The sequence below is a fragment of the Leclercia tamurae genome (assembly GCF_025566055.1).
Classification (GTDB): Bacteria; Pseudomonadota; Gammaproteobacteria; order Enterobacterales; family Enterobacteriaceae; genus Enterobacter; species Enterobacter tamurae.
In genome coordinates, this window is record NZ_JAMHKS010000074.1 from 254,880 (window position 1) to 272,870 (window position 17,991).

Sequence of the window (17,991 nt, forward strand, 5' to 3'; positions counted from 1 at the left end):
CCTGACAAGACTCCTATGCGCTAACCGGCGATAAAATAACCACTTAGCACTTCGGTTTGCCACCCTGCGCTGGTAAATAGCGTTGCGGATCGATAGCGGTCGCCTTATAACGAATCTGGAAGTGCAGCTTAACCGAATCTGTGCCCGTGCTGCCCATAGTCGCAATCTTCTGCCCGGCCTTCACATTCTGCCCGTTGTTGACCTGCATTGTATCGTTATGGGCATAGGCCGTGATGTAGTCTTCGCCATGTTTAATCATGATCAGGTTACCGTACCCGCGCAGCTGATTACCGACGTAGACCACCTTCCCTGCTCCGGATGCATAGACCGGGGTGCCTCGCGCAGCAGCGATATCAATGCCTTTATTACCGCCTTCAGACAAGGAATAGGGCACGACGACTTTTCCGCTGGCAGGCCAGATCCAGCAACGCTGCCCGACGGGCGGCCATGAGGACTTAGGTACGGTGTAAGAAGGGGTAACCGCGGCGGTTTTACCTTTGCTCTTTGAAGAGGATTTTTTCGCCGTGGCGCTGCTGCCGTTGGTTCTCAGCTTTTGCCCCACTTCAATGGTGTAAGGCGGCGAAATATTATTCAGGCGCGCCAGATCTTTCACGCTGGTGCCGGTCGCACGTGAGATACGGTACAGCGTATCGCCGCGTTTAACGGTATACACAGGACCAGAATCCGATGACTGATCGCCCGCGCATCCCGCCAGCAACAGGGCCAGGATCAGGCAAAACAGAGCAGAAACGGGTTTTTTCGTCAGGCTTCCTGCAAACAAAACAGTTCCTCGGTCAACGTGAATGGCCGCGCTATGATAGCAGCCCGGACTGATATGGGTCAGCCTTTTCCGCTCTGCGCGTCAAACCGTTCGTATAAGAATACAGTATGATATTGCCGCGGATGGCGCTGAACCCTCCGGCATGGCTGGTACTGGAGCATGAATGAGTATTCAAGAACACATTATTTTGGTAAGTGACCAGGGAAAGGTGATGGGCACTCAGGAAAAATACGCCGCACACACCTCTCATACCCCACTGCACATGGCCTTCTCCTCCTGGCTCTTTAACGCCAACGGAGAATGCCTGATAACCCGACGCGCACTGAGCAAAAAAGCCTGGCCCGGCGTCTGGACAAACTCGGTCTGCGGCCATCCGCAGTCTGGCGAAGAGATAGACCAGGCCATTATCCGCCGCTGTCGCTTTGAAGTGGGTGCTGAAATTGCCAATATCACCCCCGTCGCGCCTGAGTTTCGCTATCGTAGTACCGATCCCTCCGGGATTGTTGAAAACGAAATTTGCCCGGTCTTTGCCGCCCGCATCATCAGTGAAATAACCATTAACGATGATGAAGTGATGGACTATCAGTGGGTGGAGCTGGAGACGTTATTCTGCGCGCTGGAGGCCACGCCCTGGGCCTTTAGCCCGTGGATGGTAATGGAAGCGAGTACGGCTCGCGAGGCACTCAGAGCCTTCGCGGCGCAATAAAAAAGCCCCTTTCGGGGCTTTTTTTACATCTGTACGGCTTATTTCACCGGACGCATCGCCGGGAAGAGGATCACGTCGCGGATGGTGTGGCTGTTGGTGAACAGCATAACCATACGGTCGATACCAATGCCCAGACCCGCCGTTGGCGGCAGACCGTGTTCCAGCGCGGTCACGTAGTCTTCGTCGAAGAACATCGCTTCGTCGTCGCCTGCGGCTTTCGCATCAACCTGATCCTGGAAGCGCTGCGCCTGATCTTCTGCATCGTTCAGCTCGCTAAAGCCGTTGCCGATTTCGCGGCCACCGATGAAGAATTCAAAGCGGTCAGTGATCTCCGGGTTCTCGTCGTTACGACGCGCCAGCGGAGAAACCTCTGCCGGGTATTCGGTGATGAAGGTCGGCTGAATCAGGTGCGCTTCGGCCACTTCTTCGAAGATCTCGGTCACGATACGGCCCAGACCCCAGCTCTTCTCAACCTTGATACCGATGCTTTCAGCGATCGCTTTCGCAGTGTCGAAGTTATCCAGATCGGCCATCTCGGTTTCCGGACGGTATTTCTTGATCGCTTCGCGCATGGTCAGCTTAACGAACGGCTTACCGAAGTCGAAGACCTCTTCGCCGTAAGGCACTTCGGTGGTGCCCAGAATGTCCTGCGCCAGGGTACGGAACAGGGATTCGGTCAGCTCGATCAGATCTTTGTAATCCGCATACGCCATATAGAGTTCCATCATGGTGAACTCTGGGTTATGACGTACGGAGATGCCTTCGTTACGGAAGTTACGGTTGATCTCGAACACGCGATCGAAACCGCCTACCACCAGACGCTTCAGGTACAGTTCCGGCGCGATACGCAGGTACATGTCGAGGTCGAGGGCGTTGTGATGGGTGATGAATGGACGCGCAGACGCACCGCCCGGGATCACCTGCATCATTGGGGTTTCCACTTCCATAAAGTCGCGCTTAACCATGAACTGGCGGATACCGGCCATGATCTGGGAGCGAATTTTGAAGGTGTTGCGGGATTCATCGTTAGAGATGAGGTCCAGATAACGCTGACGGTAGCGCGCTTCCTGATCCTGCAGGCCGTGGAACTTGTCCGGCAGCGGGCGCAGGGCTTTGGTCAGCAGACGCAGCTCGGTGCAGTGAATGGACAGCTCGCCGGTCTTGGTTTTGAACAGCTTACCTTTGGCACCGAGGATATCGCCCAGGTCCCACTTCTTGAACTGCTCGTTGTAGATGCCTTCCGGCAGATCGTCGCGGGAAACGTACAGCTGAATGCGGCCGCCAACGTCCTGCAGGGTGATAAAGGAGGCTTTGCCCATGATACGACGGGTCATCATGCGGCCCGCAACGGCCACTTCGATGTTCAGCGCTTCCAGCTCTTCGTTCTCTTTAGCGTCGAAGTCAGCGTGCAGTTGGTCTGAGGTGCGATCGCGACGGAAATCGTTCGGGAACGGCACGCCCTGCTCGCGCAGTGCAGCCAGCTTCTCGCGGCGGGTTTTCAGTTCATTGTTAAGATCGACGACCGCGTCAGCGCCCTGTGCTTGTTGTTCAGACATGTTGGTTCCTCATAACCCTGCTTTCAGACTTGCTTCGATAAATTGGTCCAGGCTGCCGTCCAGCACCGCCTGCGTGTTACGGGTTTCGACACCGGTACGCAGGTCTTTGATGCGGGAGTCATCAAGGACGTAAGAACGGATCTGGCTGCCCCAGCCGATGTCGGACTTGTTGTCTTCCATCGCCTGCTTCTCAGCATTTTTCTTTTGCATCTCCAGTTCATAAAGCTTCGCTTTCATCTGCTTCATGGCCTGGTCTTTGTTTTTATGCTGGGAACGGTCGTTCTGGCACTGTGTTACCGTGTTCGTCGGGATGTGGGTAATACGCACCGCGGATTCCGTACGGTTAACGTGCTGACCACCCGCACCGGAGGCGCGGTAAACGTCGATACGCAGATCGGCTGGGTTGATTTCGATGTCGATATCGTCCTTCACTTCCGGATAAACAAACGCGGAACTGAAAGAGGTATGACGACGGCCGCCGGAGTCGAACGGGCTCTTACGCACCAGGCGGTGAACGCCGGTTTCAGTACGCAGCCAGCCGTAAGCGTAATCGCCAATGATTTTAACGGTGACAGATTTCAGGCCTGCCACTTCGCCTTCAGACTCTTCGATGATCTCGGTCTTGAAGCCGCGGGCTTCAGCCCAACGCAGGTACATACGGGTCAGCATGCTGGCCCAGTCCTGTGCTTCTGTGCCGCCGGAACCGGCCTGGATATCCAGGTAGCAGTCGGCGCTGTCGTATTCACCGGAGAACATGCGACGGAATTCCAGCTGCGCCAGCTTCTCTTCCAGCACGTCGAGTTCTGCCACGGCCTCATTAAAGGTATCTTCGTCGTCGGCCTCAACGGCCAGCTCCAGCAGCCCGGAAACATCCTCCAGACCCTGCGCCATCTGATCCAGCGTATCGACGATAGCTTCCAGAGAGGAACGCTCTTTACCCAGCGCCTGTGCGCGTTCAGGTTCGTTCCAGACGTCCGGCTGTTCCAGCTCGGCGTTTACTTCTTCGAGACGCTCTTTCTTGGCATCGTAGTCAAAGATACCCCCTAAGAACGTCGGAGCGCTCCGTGAGGTCCTGAATGCGGTTTTTTACCGGATTAATTTCAAACATGGTCTGTTTTCTTTTATGGACTAGTCAAAATGCGGAGATAAGGGCGGAATTGTACCGGATTCACGCCCTGTTTTATAGCGGAATAGTGATGCTAAAGTGGCCAGATATGGTCGATGATGATTTGTAGCGTGCGGTTGCCGCGAAACTCGTTGATATCCAGTTTGTAGGCCAGTTCGACTTCGCGGACGCCGTTGTCCGGCCAGATGGCGGTATCGACGTTGAAGGCGATACCGTCCAGCAGCGGGCCGCCGCCGACCGGTTCCACCATCACTTTCAGATGGCGCTCCCCCACCAGCCGCTGTTGCAGCAGTCGGAAACGACCATCGAACAGCGGCTCCGGGAACATCTGCCCCCACGGACCGGCATCACGCAGCATCTGCGCCACTTCCATGGTCATTTCAGCGGGCGTTAACGGACCGTCAGAGACCACTTCGCCCTGCAGCAGAGCCGGATCCAGCCAGTCGGTGACCAGCTCGCTGAACAGGCGCTGGAACCGATCGAACTTTGCCTCTTCCAGCGACAAGCCTGCCGCCATCGCGTGGCCGCCAAATTTGATCATCAGATCGGGATGTAAAGTATGCAGACGCTCCAGCGCATCGCGCATATGCAGCCCCTGAATGGATCGACCGGATCCTTTCAGCGTGCCGTCGCCTGCTGGCGCAAAGGCGATCACCGGACGGTGGAAACGTTCTTTAATGCGCGAGGCCAGGATCCCAACCACGCCCTGGTGCCACTCGGGGTGATACATCGCCAGCCCGCCGGGCAGCGTTTCGCCGCTGCGCTCCAGCTTCTCGCACAGGATCAGGGCTTCAGCCTGCATCCCCTGCTCAATCTCTTTGCGGGTCTGGTTCAGGGCATCCAGCTCGCTGGCCAGCACGCGCGCTTCGCCGATGTTGTCGCACAGCAGCAGCGCTACGCCCACCGACATGTCATCCAGTCGCCCGGCGGCGTTAAGACGCGGTCCGAGAGCAAAGCCCAGATCGCTGGCCGCCAGCCGCTGCTGATCCCGGTTGGAGATCTCCAGCAGCGCCTTAATGCCCGGACGGCATTTGCCCGCCCGAATGCGGTTTAACCCCTGCCAGGTGAGAATACGGTTATTGGCATCCAGCGGCACCACGTCCGCCACGGTGCCCAGCGCCACCAGATCGAGGAATTCCGCCAGATTCGGCGCCGCGATACCCTGCGCCTCGAACCAGCCGTTATCCCGCAGCCGGGTACGCAGCGCCAGCATCAGGTAAAACGCCACCCCAACGCCTGCCAGCGATTTCGACGGGAAGTCGCAGTCGCGCAGGTTGGGGTTGATGATCGCTTCTGCTGCCGGCAGCGTGTCGCCGGGCAGATGGTGATCGGTGACCAGCACCGGGATCCCGAGATCGTGCGCACGATCGACACCGGAATGGGACGAGATCCCATTGTCGACGGTGAGGATCATTTGCGCGCCGCGGGCGTGGGCCTGATCGACCACTTCCGGGCTCAGGCCGTAGCCATCCTCGAAGCGGTTCGGCACCAGGTAGGAGACGTTTTCGCACCCCATCGCCCGCAGGCTGAGCACGCTCAGCGCGGTACTGGTGGCACCATCGGCATCGAAATCCCCCACCACGATGATGCGCGTTCCTTCCCGAAAGGCGTTGTACAGCAGCTCCGTGGCCTTCTCGACGCCACTCAGCTGCTGCCAGGGCAACATGCCTTTTACGCTTCGTTCAAGGTCGTCTGCGGTTTGCACGCCACGGCTGGCATACAGTCGACGCAACAGAGGCGACAGATCCGCGGGTAACGCGGCGCTGTCGTTCACTTCACGACGACGGAGTTGTATCGAAGATTTCACGCGAATTATTTACCGCCAACCTGTTTCTGGTGCTCGTCGAGGAACGCTTTCATCTCTTTCGGCCCCTGGTAACCCGGCACGACATAACCGTTGCTCAGCACGATGGCGGGCGTTCCGGTCACGCCAAACTGCACGCCCAGCGCGTAGTGATTGGCAATGTCGATATCGCAGGAGGCTGGCTGAATGCCTTTACCGCTCATGGCATCATCAAAGGCTTTGTTGCGATCTTTCGCACACCAGATGGCCTTCATGTCCTGCTCAGGCTGGCTCTGCACGCCCGCCCGCGGGAAGGCGAGATAACGCACGGTGATCCCCAGCGCGTTGTAGTCTTTCATCTCTTCATGCAGCTTGTGGCAATAGCCGCAGGTGATGTCAGTGAACACGGTAATGACATGTTTTTCCTGCGCCGCTTTGTAGACGATCATCTCTTTTTCCAGCGCGTGCAGGTTCTTCATCAGCATCTGGTTAGTCACGTTGACCGGCTGGGCACCGCTCACGTCGTACAGCGGCCCCTGCAGGAAGTGCTTACCGTCTTCGGTGACGTACAGCACGCCGCCGCTGGTCATCACGGTTTTCATCCCGGGGATGGGCGCAGGTTGAATGTCGCTGCCGGTGACGCCAAGCTTCGCCAGAGACTGTTTGATGGCTGCATCGTCTGCATGCGCCAGGCCGGATAATGAGGCTGCCAGCAGAGAGAACAGCACTAAAGACTTTTTCATATTGGTTCCTGTTACAAGTCATCACGCACGGGGGTGATGCTGTTGGTGTAGCTGCCGCAGGCGTTCCGTCGCGACATGCGTGTAGATTTGCGTCGTTGAAAGGTCACTGTGCCCAAGCAGCATCTGGACCACGCGCAGGTCGGCGCCATGGTTCAGAAGGTGGGTCGCAAAAGCGTGACGCAGAACGTGCGGCGAAAGTTTTTCACTGTCGATACCCGCCAGTGTGGCGTAATGTTTGATGCGATGCCAGAAGGTTTGACGCGTCATTTGCTGCGCACGCTGGCTCGGAAACAGCACATCAATGGAGGCACCGTTGAGCAACCACGGACGCCCATGCTGAAGATAGTTCTCCAGCCAGTACACCGCCTCTTCACCCAGCGGCACCAGACGCTCTTTGTTGCCTTTGCCGATCACCCGCACCACGCCCTGACGCAGGCTGATATCGCTCATCGTCAGCCCGACCAGCTCAGAGACGCGCAGCCCCGTCGCGTACAGCACTTCGAGCATCGCTTTATCGCGTAACTCCAGCGGTTGGTCAACCACCGGCGACTGTAATAATCTCTCAACTTGTGCTTCGCTGAGATCTTTCGGCAGACGCTGGGGCAATTTTGGCGAGGCCAGCGCGGCGCTAGGATCGTCGGGACGTAACTTCTCACGATACAGATGCTGAAACAGACGCCGCATGGCGCTCAGCAGCCGGGCGGAACTGGTGGCTTTATAGCCCCCCTCCATGCGCTCGGCAAGCAGCGCCTGCAGATCGCCACTTTGGGCCGTGTTCAGGGCGAGATCATGATGGTGTAACCAGGCCACCAGCATCCCCAGATCGCGTCGGTAAGCACTGAGGGTATTTTCGGCAAGATTCTTCTCCAGCCACAGTGCATCGAGAAATTGCTCGATGAGTGCGAGATCCTTTTCCACGTCAGCCTCTTTCGTTCTGCAATGGGGGCATTATGCCTGAATGCGGGTTGTTTCTGGTACACTACTCGCAAAGTCATAGCAAGTATTGAGACATTTTAGCGATGAATATTGGTCTGTTTTATGGTTCCAGCACCTGCTACACCGAGATGGCCGCAGAGAAAATTCGCGACATTATTGGTCCGGAACTGGTCACCCTGCATAATCTCAAAGACGACGCCCCGACGATGATGGAGCAGTACGACGTGCTGATTCTGGGTATCCCAACCTGGGATTTTGGTGAACTGCAGGAAGACTGGGAAGCCATCTGGGATCAGCTTGATTCCCTGCAGCTGGAAGGCAAAATTATCGCGCTGTACGGCATGGGCGATCAGCTAGGCTACGGCGAGTGGTTCCTCGACGCGCTGGGAATGCTGCATGACAAGCTGGCGCCGAAAGGGGTGACCTTCATCGGCTACTGGCCGACAGAAGGCTATGAGTTTACCAGCAAGAAACCGATCATTGCCGACGGCCAGCTGTTTGTCGGGCTGGCCCTCGATGAAACGAATCAATACGATCTGAGCGAAGAGCGCCTGCAAAACTGGTGCGAGCAGATCCTCGGCGAAATGGCGGAGCAGTTTAGCTAAACCCCTACCGCCCGTGCGTCGGTTGCTGCGAAAGCATCCGGCGCAGATCCCGCCACTCCCCTTCATCCATACTGTCTGCCGCCAGCCATAAATGCTGATAGCGTTTCCCGCTGCCTTTGCGCAGGCGGAGCATCATGCCGGAATTGAGCATCCACGGCGTGCCGACAATCTCCCACTCGCTGCCCTGCCAGTGCAGGCGGGAATCCATGAACAGTTTGATTTCGCCCTGACGGGAATTGATGCGCCGTTGACTGCGTACGCTATCAAACACCACCAGCGACAGTAAGATTAACCATAATGGGGTGTAGCTCAGCGGCCATGGCATCAACAGAATGCAAGCCGCCACCAGGCCGTGGAGCAAAAGAGACATCCACTGGGCGCGCCATGAGACGCGTAAATCAGATTGCCACAGGACCACGTTCCCGATTCCGTGTTTGAATTAAAAGCACCATCCGTTGCAGTTCGGCGTCGGCGGGTTCGCCATGATTCATTAACCAGTTAAATAAATCAGGATCGTCGTTCTCCAGCAGGCGGATGAAGAGCTTTTTGTCCTCATCGCTCAGGGTGTCGTACTCGTATTCGAAGAACGGCATGATGGAGATATCGAGTTCGCGCATGCCGCGACGGCATGCCCAATGAATGCGGGCTTTGTTAGTAATGTCCATGTGCTTTTCCTGCATAACGTTGAGTTCAGGCAGTGTTCCGTTCGTATCGGCTGAGAAAGAGGATCTACCGGGAAGAAACGGCTCTTAGTGTAACGTGTTTTTTGCTGTTTCATTACTGGAATATTGCGTTCCTGACGCATGCTTCCAGAAAAAACCACAATAAATACCGGTGTTCATCCGTTTTGCGTTGCGTTACGCAGAATGGCGCGAGGGCACGAATAGCCTGTTGAAACCGCTTGCAATGGCGACAGTCTCTTTTACCATTAGGCATTAACAAAGCGTTATGCAATTCAGGATCTCACTATGGCATTTACACCTTTTTCTCCGCGCCAGCCTGTCGCCTCTGCGCGTCTGCCGCTGACGCTTATGACTCTTGATGACTGGGCCCTGGCCACCCTCGTGGGTGCGGACAGCGAAAAGTACCTGCAGGGCCAGGTGACCGCTGATGTCAGCCAGATGACCGAACACCAGCACCTGCTGGCTGCGCACTGCGATCCAAAAGGCAAGATGTGGAGCAACCTGCGCCTCTTCCGCCGTCAGGACGGGTTTGCCCTGATCGAACGCCGCAGCCTGCGCGACGCCCAACTCACCGAGCTGAAAAAGTATGCGGTGTTCTCAAAAGTGACCATCGCTGCCGATGATGAGCTGGTGCTGCTGGGCGTGGCCGGGTTCCAGGCGCGCGCGGCGTTGAAAAACTTGTTCAGCGAACTGCCTGATGCCGAAAAACAGGTGACCAACGACGGCGCCACCTCGCTGCTGTGGTTTGAACACCCGGCGGAACGTTTCCTTCTGGTGACCGATGTCGCCACCGCAGAGCGCGTGACCCAGGCCCTGCGTGGCGAAGCTCAGCTGAATAACAGCCAGCAGTGGCTGGCGCTGAATATCGAAGCGGGCATCCCGGTAATCGACGCCGCTAACAGCGGGCAGTTTATTCCTCAAGCGACCAACCTGCAGGCGCTGGGTGGGATCAGTTTTAAAAAAGGCTGCTACACCGGCCAGGAGATGGTGGCTCGCGCGAAGTTCCGCGGCGCCAACAAACGTGCGCTTTGGTATCTGGCAGGTCAGGCCAGCCGTGTACCGGAAGCCGGTGAAGATCTGGAGCTGAAGATGGGTGAGAACTGGCGCCGTACCGGCACCGTGCTTGCCGCCGTTCAGCTCGACGATGGCCGCCTGCTGGTGCAGGCCGTCATGAATAATGATATGGAGCCCGACAGCGTGTTCCGCGTGCGCGAAGATGTGAATACCCTGAGCATCGAGCCGCTGCCGTATTCGCTGGAAGAGTGATGGTGTTAGTGCCGGGTGGCGGCTTCGCCTTACCCGGCCTACGAAACCCGTACGAATTAAACCTGCCCTACATACAAATAAATCGCCAGGAAATGGCAGACGCTGCCGCCCAGCACAAACCCGTGCCAGATCGCATGGTTATAGGGGATGCGCTTGCAGACGTAAAAAATCACCCCCAGCGAATAGATAATTCCGCCGACCGCCAGCAAGGTCACCCCACCCGCCGCCAGTTTTACCGCTAGCTCATAGACCACAATCAGTGACAGCCAGCCCATGGTCAGATAGGTCACCAGCGACAGCACCTTGAAACGGTGCGCGATGGTCAGCTTGAACAGGATCCCCAGCAGCGCCAGGCTCCAGATCACAATCATCAGCCCGCGCGCCAGCGGTGAATCCAGTCCCACCAGCAAAAACGGCGTATAGGTCCCGGCAATCAGCAGATAGATGGCGCAGTGGTCGAATTTTTTCAGCCATATTTTGGCCCGCTGATGCGGAATGGCATGGTAAAGAGTGGACGCCAGGAACAGCAGAATCATGCTTCCGCCATACAGGCTGTAACTGGTGATCGCCAGCGCGCTGGCGTTGGTGTCGACGGCCTGAACCAGTAGCAATACCAGCCCGACTATGCCAAACACCAGACCGACTCCGTGACTAATACTGTTGGCTATTTCCTCAGCCAGCGAATATCCCTGTGCGGTTAATGGTTTGCTAACCATAGAGAACTCCGGGAAAACATAAGTGAATACTGCATCGCTGACTATGCTAACTGAGAATGATTTCAGTGAACACCTGTTAGCCAAAATAAATATCGTAGATATTTTTATTCAATACAATCATATATTTGAATGTTATTTTCAGCTAACGATCGTTCATGTTTAAATCAAAGACATTTAAAATCAATGACATAAAACTGTTGCTGGTTGGGATAAATCTCTGCAATCACCCGCTTAAGTTCACCCAGGGTCATGTTCTCCTGCTGAGCCTGTTTTTCAGTCAGCGTTTCCAGCGTCACGGTCGACGTGCCCATCACCTCAATGGTGCAAAAGTAACCGTCATCTTCATAACGCCCCACCCGCAGAATATCACCCGCTTTAAAGTGCGCTTCGCTCTCATCGCGAATGGTAATGGTCTTACGCCCGGCCAGAATGTCATCCTGAAAGCGCTGAAAAAAAGTAATGTCGTTTGGCTGCATGGTATTATTCCCTGAAGATGAAGTCTGATGAGTGAGTTTAACCCCTGTGAGCATGTTCTCCCATTCCGCCATTGCCAGTCTTAATAATCTGGAGATGATGGTCTACAACACCGTCATCAAAAACCGTGACCAGGTGATGTACATGACCATCCGCGAACTGGCGGATGCGGCAGGGGTCTCCACCACCACCGTGCTGCGCTTTTGCCGCAAGCTGAAATGCGATGGGTATTCTGAATTCCGCGTGCGGTTTAAATTATATCTCGAACAAAACGAACCGCAGCAGGCCAATTTTGGTGCCAGCGAGATTATCAGTTTTTTCAAAAGCGTAAACAACGATGAATTTGATACGCTATTAAATACCGCCGTGGATATTATCTTATCCTCAGAGCGCATTATATTTGTCGGGGCTGGCACCTCGGGGTCGCTGGCAAAATATGGCGCGCGCTTCTTTTCCAATATTGGCAAATTCAGCAACCATATCGACGATCCTTATTTCCCGGTCACCAACGATATGGCGAAAAACGCGCTGGCAATTGTGCTCTCGGTCTCGGGCGAAACTGAAGAGATCCTGCGCTTCGCCAGCCAGTTCAGCCTGCATCACTGCAAGGTGCTCTCCATCACCAGCCACGAACATTCGCGTCTGGCAAAACTGGCGGACTTTAATCTCTCCTGGCATGTCCCGCAAACCCGTATCGGAGGCGTCTACGATATTACGACGCAAATCCCGGTGATTTATATTCTCGAATCACTCGGGCGCAAACTGGCGAAGAAATTAACGGAATAAAACACCCTGTTTTTTTGCCGTAACAAGTCACAATTCCTGCAAATTGTTATATCGTGACTTTTTATTCCCCTTTGTTAGACTCAAAAATAAGTCAATTAATGAGATCAGCAAAGATGAAAAAACTCACCTTACCAAAAGACTTTTTATGGGGTGGCGCAGTGGCGGCGCACCAGGTTGAAGGCGGCTGGAACAAAGGCGGCAAAGGCCCGAGCATTTGTGACGTGCTGACCGGCGGCGCCCATGGCGTTCCGCGCGAAATCACTCAGGAAGTGATCGAAGGTAAATACTACCCGAACCATGAAGCCATCGACTTCCACGGCCACTATAAAGAAGACATCAAGCTGTTTGCCGAGATGGGCTTCAAATGCTTCCGCACCTCCATTGCCTGGACCCGTATCTTCCCGAAAGGTGACGAAACCCAGCCGAACGAAGAGGGGCTGAAGTTCTACGACGACATGTTCGATGAACTGCTGAAGTACAACATCGAACCGGTGATCACCCTCTCCCACTTCGAAATGCCGCTGCATCTGGTGCAGGAGTACGGCGGCTGGACCAACCGCAAGGTGGTGGACTTCTTCGTTAATTTCGCTGAAGTAGTGTTTGAGCGCTACAAAAGCAAGGTCAAATACTGGATGACCTTTAACGAGATCAACAACCAGCGTAACTGGCGCGCCCCGCTGTTCGGCTACTGCTGCTCCGGCGTGGTCTATACCGAGCATCAAAACCCGGAAGAGACCATGTACCAGGTGCTGCACCACCAGTTCGTGGCCAGCGCTCTGGCGGTGAAAGCCGCTCGCCGTATCAACCCGGAGATGCAGGTCGGCTGCATGCTGGCGATGGTGGCGCTCTATCCGTTCTCCTGCAAACCAGAAGACGTGATGTTTGCCCAGGAATCGATGCGTGAGCGCTATGTCTTTACCGACGTGCAGCTGCGCGGTTACTACCCGTCCTACGTGCTGAACGAGTGGGAGCGCCGCGGTTTCACCATCCATATGGAAGCGGGCGACGAGCAGATCCTGCGTGAAGGCACCTGTGACTATCTGGGCTTCAGCTACTACATGACCAACGCGGTGAAAGCGGAAGGCGGTACTGGCGATGCGATCTCCGGCTTCGAAGGCAGCGTCCCGAACCCACACGTGAAGGCGTCGGACTGGGGCTGGCAGATCGACCCGGTCGGCCTGCGCTACGCCCTGTGCGAGCTGTATGAGCGTTATCAGAAGCCGCTGTTTATCGTCGAAAACGGTTTTGGCGCGTACGACAAGGTGGAAGAAGACGGTAGCATTAACGATGACTACCGCATCGACTACCTGCGCGCCCATGTCGAAGAGATGATGAAAGCGGTCACGTATGATGGCGTGGACCTGATGGGCTACACCCCGTGGGGCTGCATCGACTGCGTATCGTTCACCACTGGCCAGTACAGCAAACGCTACGGCTTTATCTATGTGAACAAGCACGACGACGGCACCGGCGACATGTCCCGTTCGCGCAAGAAGAGTTTTGACTGGTACAAAGCGGTGATTGCCAGCAACGGCGAGAAACTTTAACGCCGTAATGCCGGGTGGCGGCTTCGCCTTACCCGGCCTACAAATGATGCGGGTGGGATTTACTTCCCGCCCGCTAACTCAATAAAACTGCCCGTCACGTACGACGCCTTCTCGCTCAGCAGCCAGACAATCGCCTGCGCCACCTCTTCAGGCTGGCCGCCGCGCTGCATCGGCAGCATCGACTTCACCCGATCCACACGTCCCGGCTCGCCGCCGGAAGCATGAATTTCGGTGTAGATCAGCCCCGGACGGACGCAGTTAACCCGAATGCCCTGCGCCGCCACCTCCAGCGCTAAGCCGGTGGTAAGGGAGTCTACGGCCCCTTTCGACGCCGCGTAATCCACATACTCCCCCGGCGCGCCGAGTCGCGATGCCGCGGACGAGACATTCACAATCGCCCCGCCCTTTCCGCCATGTTTGTGCGACATGCGTTTCACCGCCTCGCGGCAGCAGAGGAAATACCCGGTCACGTTGGTGGCCAACACCCGATTAATGCGCTCGGCAGAGAGATTTTCGATGGTGCTCTGCTCGAACAGAATGCCAGCGTTGTTAACCAGCGCCGTCAGCGGTTCACCTTCACGATCAAGGCTGTCGAACATCGCCATGACCTGGGCTTCATCACTGATGTCTGCCCGCAGGGCAAAGGCTTTGCCGCCCTCTTTCACAATCTGCGCGATGACGTCGGTCGCGGCTTTGATGTTGTGGTGATAATTCACCGCCACGGTGTAGCCTTCGCGTGCCAGCTGAAGCGCGGTCGCTTTGCCAATTCCGCGGCTGGCGCCGGTAACAAGTGCGATTGCCATAAGAACCTCCAGAAACAAAAAAGCCGGGTGGCGCTGACGCTTACCCGGCCTACATGATTATGTTATAGCAGAACCGTTACTGGTATTCGCTCATCGGCACGCAGGAGCAGAACAGGTTGCGGTCGCCGTAGACGTCATCAAGACGCTTCACGGTCGGCCAGTACTTGTTAGCCACGCCTGCCGGGAAGACTGCCAGCTCGCGGGAGTAAGCGTGATTCCACTCCGCCACCATCTCGTGCTGGGTGTGCGGGGCGTTGACCAGCGGGTTATCTTCCAGCGTCCATTCGCCATCCTGAACGCGGTCGATCTCCATGCGGATCGCCAGCATCGCGTCGATAAAGCGGTCCAGCTCGGCTTTGCTTTCGGATTCGGTTGGCTCAACCATCAGCGTGCCCGCGACCGGGAACGACATGGTTGGGGCGTGGAAGCCGTAGTCGATCAGACGTTTGGCGATATCCAGTTCGCTGATGCCGGTCTGCTCTTTCAACGGGCGAATATCGAGGATACATTCGTGCGCCACGCGGCCATCGCGACCGGTATAGAGCACCGGGAAGGCAGACTTCAGGCGGGTCGCGATGTAGTTGGCATTCAGGATCGCCACCTGGCTGGCCTGCTTCAGCCCTTCCGCGCCCATCATGCGGATATACATCCAGCTGATAGGCAGAATGGAGGCGCTGCCGAACGGTGCCGCGGAGACCGCGCCCTGACGGGTCAGCATGCCTTCGATCTGCACCACGCTGTGACCCGGTACGAACGGGGCCAGGTGCGCTTTCACACCGATTGGACCCATACCCGGGCCGCCACCGCCGTGCGGAATGCAGAAGGTTTTGTGCAGGTTCAGGTGCGACACGTCCGCGCCGATAAAGCCTGGCGTGGTGATCCCCACCTGAGCGTTCATGTTGGCGCCATCGAGGTAAACCTGGCCGCCGTGCTGGTGCACGATCTCGCACACTTCACGGATAGTCTCTTCGTACACCCCGTGGGTGGACGGATAGGTCACCATGATGCAGGAGAGCTTATCGCTGGTCTGTTCTGCTTTGGCACGCAGGTCAGCCAGATCGATGTTGCCGTTTTTATCACAGGCCACAACCACCACTTCCATCCCCGCCATCTGGGCAGAGGCCGGGTTGGTGCCGTGGGCAGAGCTTGGGATCAGGCAGATATCGCGATGGCCTTCGTTGCGGCTCTCGTGATAGTGACGGATTGCCAGCAGGCCCGCGTATTCACCCTGCGCGCCGGAGTTCGGCTGCATGCAGAGGGCGTCGTAGCCGGTCAGTTTCACCAGCCAGTCGGAGAGCTGGTTAATCATCATATGGTAGCCTTCCGCCTGATCGGCCGGGCAGAACGGGTGCAGCTCGGCGAATTCCGGCCAGGTGATCGGGATCATCTCGGCGGCGGCGTTCAGCTTCATGGTGCAGGAGCCCAGCGGGATCATCGCCTGGTTCAGGGCCAGATCCTTGCGCTCCAGGGAGTGCATGTAGCGCATCATCTCGGTTTCGCTGTGGTAGCGGTTAAACACCGGATGGGCGAGGATCGCGTCGTCGCGCAGCATGGTCGCCTGGATAGAGCGGCTGTCATGCGCCACCTCTTTGTCGAGGGTATCCACATTCAGGCCGTGGTCGTTCCCCAGCAGGACGTTGAACAGGACCTGAATATCTTCACGCGTGGTGGTCTCATCCAGGGTAATGCTCACCGCATTGAGTATATCGCTGCGCAGGTTAATCTCTGCGGCTTCGGCGCGCGCCAGCACCGCGGCTTTGTCGGCCACTTCAACACACAGGGTGTCAAAGAAGTGCGCGTGGCGCAGTTTTTGACCTTTCTGCTGCAGGCCGCAGGCAAGGATATCCGCCAGACGATGAATACGGCTGGCGATACGCTTCAGGCCAGCCGGGCCGTGGAAGACCGCATACAGGCTGGCGATATTGGCCAGCAGCACCTGAGAAGTACAGATGTTGGAGTTCGCTTTCTCACGACGGATGTGCTGCTCGCGAGTCTGCATCGCCATGCGCAGCGCGGTGTTACCGGCGGCATCTTTCGATACGCCGATAATGCGGCCTGGCATGGAGCGTTTGAATTCATCTTTGCCGGCAAAGAAGGCCGCGTGCGGACCGCCGTAGCCCATCGGCACGCCGAAGCGCTGCGCGGAGCCGAAGACGATGTCTGCGCCCTGTTTGCCCGGGGCCGTTAACAGCACCAGCGCCATAAAATCGGCCGCCACGCTGACAACAACTTTGCGCGCTTTCAGCTCGGCAATCAGGGTGCCGTAGTCGTGCACTTCACCGGTGGTGCCAACCTGCTGCAGCAGTACGCCGAACACGTCCTGGTGATCCAGAACTTTATCAGCGTCATCAACGATCACCTCAAAACCAAAGGTCTCCGCACGGGTACGCACCACGTCGAGGGTTTGCGGGTGAACGTCGGCGGCAACGAAGAAGCGGTTTGCGTTCTTCAGTTTGCTGACGCGTTTTGCCATCGCCATCGCTTCTGCGGCAGCGGTGGCTTCATCCAGCAGCGAGGCCGAGGCGATATCCAGACCGGTCAGATCCAGGGTGACCTGCTGGAAATTGAGGAGCGCTTCCAGACGGCCCTGAGATACTTCCGGCTGATATGGGGTATAGGCGGTGTACCAGCCTGGGTTTTCCAGCATGTTACGCAGGATCACCGGCGGTAACTGTACGTTGGTGTAGCCCATGCCAATGTAAGACTTAAAGCGCTTGTTCAGGCTGGCAATGCCTTTCAGTTCTGCCAGCGCAGCGTATTCAGTGGTGGCTTCACCCACCTGCGGCGGCGTGTCGAGCTGAATATCTTTCGGCACGATCTGGCCGATCAAGGCGTTTAACGAATCCGCGCCAACCGTCTTCAGCATCTCCTGCTGTTGCTGAGCATCCGGCCCGATGTGACGTTCAATGAAGGCGCCACGGTTTTCAAGCTGGCTTAAAGTCTGTGTCATGAGCGATGGTTCCTGAAACGTGCAGTGAATCGTAGTTGTCTCTAACTCTGTTGCCCGGTGGCGCTAACGCTTACCGGGCCTACGCTGACCTGTAGGCCGGATAAGCGCAGCGCCATCCGGCACAACATTATTCGTCTTCTAACAGGGCTTCGTACGCGGTGGCATCCAGCAGAGCGGCAACTTCCGCTTCGTCGCTGGCTTTGATTTTGAAGATCCAACCTTCGCCGTAGGGCTCGCTGTTCACCAGTTCCGGGGAGTCGCTCAGTGCGTCGTTTACCGCCACGATTTCGCCGCCCACTGGCGCATAGATATCAGAAGCGGCTTTAACAGATTCCGCCACGGCGCAGTCGTCGCCCGCGGTCACGGTCGCGCCTACTTCAGGCAGATCCACAAAGACCATGTCACCTAACAGCTCCTGAGCATGCTCGGTGATCCCAACGGTGTAAGTACCGTCGGCTTCTTTGCGCAGCCACTCGTGTTCTTTGCTGTATTTCAGTTCTGCTGGCACATTGCTCATTGAATTTCTCCTG

Annotated in this window: 18 protein-coding genes; 5 read left to right on the plus strand and 13 right to left on the minus strand. The window is 56.6% G+C overall.

What is annotated here, in order from left to right:
- Positions 1-43 precede the first annotated feature (43 nt).
- Positions 44-781 (minus strand): amidase activator ActS, encoded by a 738-nt coding sequence (gene actS, locus M8318_RS14275; protein ID WP_262663294.1) that lies wholly within the window; start codon positions 779-781, stop codon positions 44-46.
- A 163-nt stretch (positions 782-944) separates the two neighbouring features.
- On the opposite strand from actS, the gene idi reads away from it, so the two are divergent.
- Positions 945-1,487: an isopentenyl-diphosphate Delta-isomerase gene (gene idi, locus M8318_RS14280; RefSeq protein ID WP_262663295.1), complete on the plus strand. Its 543-nt coding sequence runs from the start codon at positions 945-947 to the stop codon at positions 1,485-1,487.
- Positions 1,488-1,525: 38 nt separating this feature from the next.
- Here idi and lysS read toward each other — a convergent pair whose 3' ends face one another.
- From lysS to xerD, 5 genes are all read right to left on the minus strand, one after another.
- Positions 1,526-3,043 carry a lysine--tRNA ligase gene (gene lysS, locus M8318_RS14285; RefSeq protein WP_262663296.1) on the minus strand — a complete coding sequence of 506 codons (1,518 nt, stop codon included), beginning with the start codon at positions 3,041-3,043 and terminating at the stop codon, positions 1,526-1,528.
- Positions 3,044-3,052: 9 nt separating this feature from the next.
- Positions 3,053-4,151 (minus strand): peptide chain release factor 2 gene (gene prfB / locus M8318_RS14290; protein WP_262663297.1). Its coding sequence is split into 2 segments (ribosomal slippage): positions 3,053-4,075 and positions 4,077-4,151, totalling 1,098 coding nucleotides; the frame shifts between segments, so codons are not numbered across the junction.
- Between the two features lie 91 nt (positions 4,152-4,242).
- The gene (gene recJ / locus M8318_RS14295) at positions 4,243-5,976 is read right to left on the minus strand and encodes a single-stranded-DNA-specific exonuclease RecJ (RefSeq protein WP_262663298.1); all 1,734 of its coding nucleotides are present in this window, start codon (positions 5,974-5,976) and stop codon (positions 4,243-4,245) included.
- 5 nt (positions 5,977-5,981) lie between these two features.
- Positions 5,982-6,695: a bifunctional protein-disulfide isomerase/oxidoreductase DsbC gene (gene dsbC / locus M8318_RS14300; RefSeq protein ID WP_262663299.1), complete on the minus strand. Its 714-nt coding sequence runs from the start codon at positions 6,693-6,695 to the stop codon at positions 5,982-5,984.
- Between the two features lie 21 nt (positions 6,696-6,716).
- Positions 6,717-7,613, minus strand: a complete 897-nt coding sequence (gene xerD / locus M8318_RS14305; protein WP_262663300.1) for a site-specific tyrosine recombinase XerD — start codon at positions 7,611-7,613, stop codon at positions 6,717-6,719.
- Positions 7,614-7,714: 101 nt separating this feature from the next.
- Here xerD and fldB point away from each other — a divergent pair, with 101 nt between their 5' ends.
- Positions 7,715-8,236: a flavodoxin FldB gene (gene fldB / locus M8318_RS14310; RefSeq protein WP_261645041.1), complete on the plus strand. Its 522-nt coding sequence runs from the start codon at positions 7,715-7,717 to the stop codon at positions 8,234-8,236.
- Positions 8,237-8,240: 4 nt separating this feature from the next.
- Here fldB and M8318_RS14315 read toward each other — a convergent pair whose 3' ends face one another.
- Together M8318_RS14315 and sdhE are read right to left on the minus strand one after the other, a co-directional pair.
- The gene (locus M8318_RS14315) at positions 8,241-8,654 is read right to left on the minus strand and encodes a protein YgfX (RefSeq protein ID WP_106994382.1); all 414 of its coding nucleotides are present in this window, start codon (positions 8,652-8,654) and stop codon (positions 8,241-8,243) included.
- On the minus strand, positions 8,635-8,901 hold the full coding sequence (sdhE, locus tag M8318_RS14320) for an FAD assembly factor SdhE (protein ID WP_032613860.1): 267 nt from the start codon (positions 8,899-8,901) through the stop codon (positions 8,635-8,637). Before sdhE ends, M8318_RS14315 begins: the two co-directional genes overlap by 20 nt.
- 303 nt (positions 8,902-9,204) lie before the next feature.
- On the opposite strand from sdhE, the gene ygfZ reads away from it, so the two are divergent.
- On the plus strand, positions 9,205-10,185 hold the full coding sequence (ygfZ, locus tag M8318_RS14325; RefSeq protein WP_166183879.1) for a tRNA-modifying protein YgfZ: 981 nt from the start codon (positions 9,205-9,207) through the stop codon (positions 10,183-10,185).
- 56 nt (positions 10,186-10,241) lie between these two features.
- Here ygfZ and trhA read toward each other — a convergent pair whose 3' ends face one another.
- Together trhA and yqfB are read right to left on the minus strand one after the other, a co-directional pair.
- Complete coding sequence (gene trhA / locus M8318_RS14330; RefSeq protein WP_262663301.1) at positions 10,242-10,901, minus strand: PAQR family membrane homeostasis protein TrhA; 660 nt, start codon at positions 10,899-10,901, stop codon at positions 10,242-10,244.
- 164 nt (positions 10,902-11,065) lie between these two features.
- Positions 11,066-11,377, minus strand: a complete 312-nt coding sequence (gene yqfB / locus M8318_RS14335) for a N(4)-acetylcytidine aminohydrolase (RefSeq protein ID WP_262663302.1) — start codon at positions 11,375-11,377, stop codon at positions 11,066-11,068.
- 52 nt (positions 11,378-11,429) lie between these two features.
- On the opposite strand from yqfB, the gene M8318_RS14340 reads away from it, so the two are divergent.
- Positions 11,430-12,161 (plus strand): MurR/RpiR family transcriptional regulator, encoded by a 732-nt coding sequence (locus M8318_RS14340; protein WP_262663335.1) that lies wholly within the window; start codon positions 11,430-11,432, stop codon positions 12,159-12,161.
- Positions 12,162-12,274: 113 nt separating this feature from the next.
- A complete protein-coding gene (gene bglA, locus M8318_RS14345; RefSeq protein WP_262663303.1) occupies positions 12,275-13,708 on the plus strand; it encodes a 6-phospho-beta-glucosidase BglA in 1,434 nt (477 codons plus the stop codon).
- A gap of 59 nt (positions 13,709-13,767) precedes the next feature.
- On the opposite strand, the gene M8318_RS14350 is transcribed toward bglA, so the two are convergent.
- From M8318_RS14350 to gcvH, 3 genes are all read right to left on the minus strand, one after another.
- Positions 13,768-14,511, minus strand: a complete 744-nt coding sequence (locus M8318_RS14350) for an SDR family oxidoreductase (protein ID WP_225758112.1) — start codon at positions 14,509-14,511, stop codon at positions 13,768-13,770.
- Between the two features lie 76 nt (positions 14,512-14,587).
- Positions 14,588-17,461 (minus strand): aminomethyl-transferring glycine dehydrogenase, encoded by a 2,874-nt coding sequence (gene gcvP / locus M8318_RS14355; RefSeq protein WP_262663304.1) that lies wholly within the window; start codon positions 17,459-17,461, stop codon positions 14,588-14,590.
- A gap of 127 nt (positions 17,462-17,588) precedes the next feature.
- Positions 17,589-17,978 carry a glycine cleavage system protein GcvH gene (gene gcvH / locus M8318_RS14360; protein ID WP_039029826.1) on the minus strand — a complete coding sequence of 130 codons (390 nt, stop codon included), beginning with the start codon at positions 17,976-17,978 and terminating at the stop codon, positions 17,589-17,591.
- Between the last annotated feature and the right edge of the window lie 13 nt (positions 17,979-17,991).

Excerpts from the sequence above, each read along its gene's own strand:
- bglA (WP_262663303.1), top strand. The coding sequence starts at position 12,275 with ATGAAAAAACTCACCTTACCAAAAGACTTTTTATGGGGTGGCGCAGTG.
- idi (WP_262663295.1), top strand. The coding sequence starts at position 945 with ATGAGTATTCAAGAACACATTATTTTGGTAAGTGACCAGGGAAAGGTG.
- ygfZ (WP_166183879.1), top strand. The coding sequence starts at position 9,205 with ATGGCATTTACACCTTTTTCTCCGCGCCAGCCTGTCGCCTCTGCGCGT.
- lysS (WP_262663296.1), bottom strand. The coding sequence starts at position 3,043 with ATGTCTGAACAACAAGCACAGGGCGCTGACGCGGTCGTCGATCTTAAC.
- M8318_RS14340 (WP_262663335.1), top strand. The coding sequence starts at position 11,430 with ATGTTCTCCCATTCCGCCATTGCCAGTCTTAATAATCTGGAGATGATG.
- fldB (WP_261645041.1), top strand. The coding sequence starts at position 7,715 with ATGAATATTGGTCTGTTTTATGGTTCCAGCACCTGCTACACCGAGATG.
- gcvP (WP_262663304.1), bottom strand. The coding sequence starts at position 17,461 with ATGACACAGACTTTAAGCCAGCTTGAAAACCGTGGCGCCTTCATTGAA.
- trhA (WP_262663301.1), bottom strand. The coding sequence starts at position 10,901 with ATGGTTAGCAAACCATTAACCGCACAGGGATATTCGCTGGCTGAGGAA.
- gcvH (WP_039029826.1), bottom strand. The coding sequence starts at position 17,978 with ATGAGCAATGTGCCAGCAGAACTGAAATACAGCAAAGAACACGAGTGG.
- sdhE (WP_032613860.1), bottom strand. The coding sequence starts at position 8,901 with ATGGACATTACTAACAAAGCCCGCATTCATTGGGCATGCCGTCGCGGC.
- yqfB (WP_262663302.1), bottom strand. The coding sequence starts at position 11,377 with ATGCAGCCAAACGACATTACTTTTTTTCAGCGCTTTCAGGATGACATT.
- M8318_RS14350 (WP_225758112.1), bottom strand. The coding sequence starts at position 14,511 with ATGGCAATCGCACTTGTTACCGGCGCCAGCCGCGGAATTGGCAAAGCG.
- dsbC (WP_262663299.1), bottom strand. The coding sequence starts at position 6,695 with ATGAAAAAGTCTTTAGTGCTGTTCTCTCTGCTGGCAGCCTCATTATCC.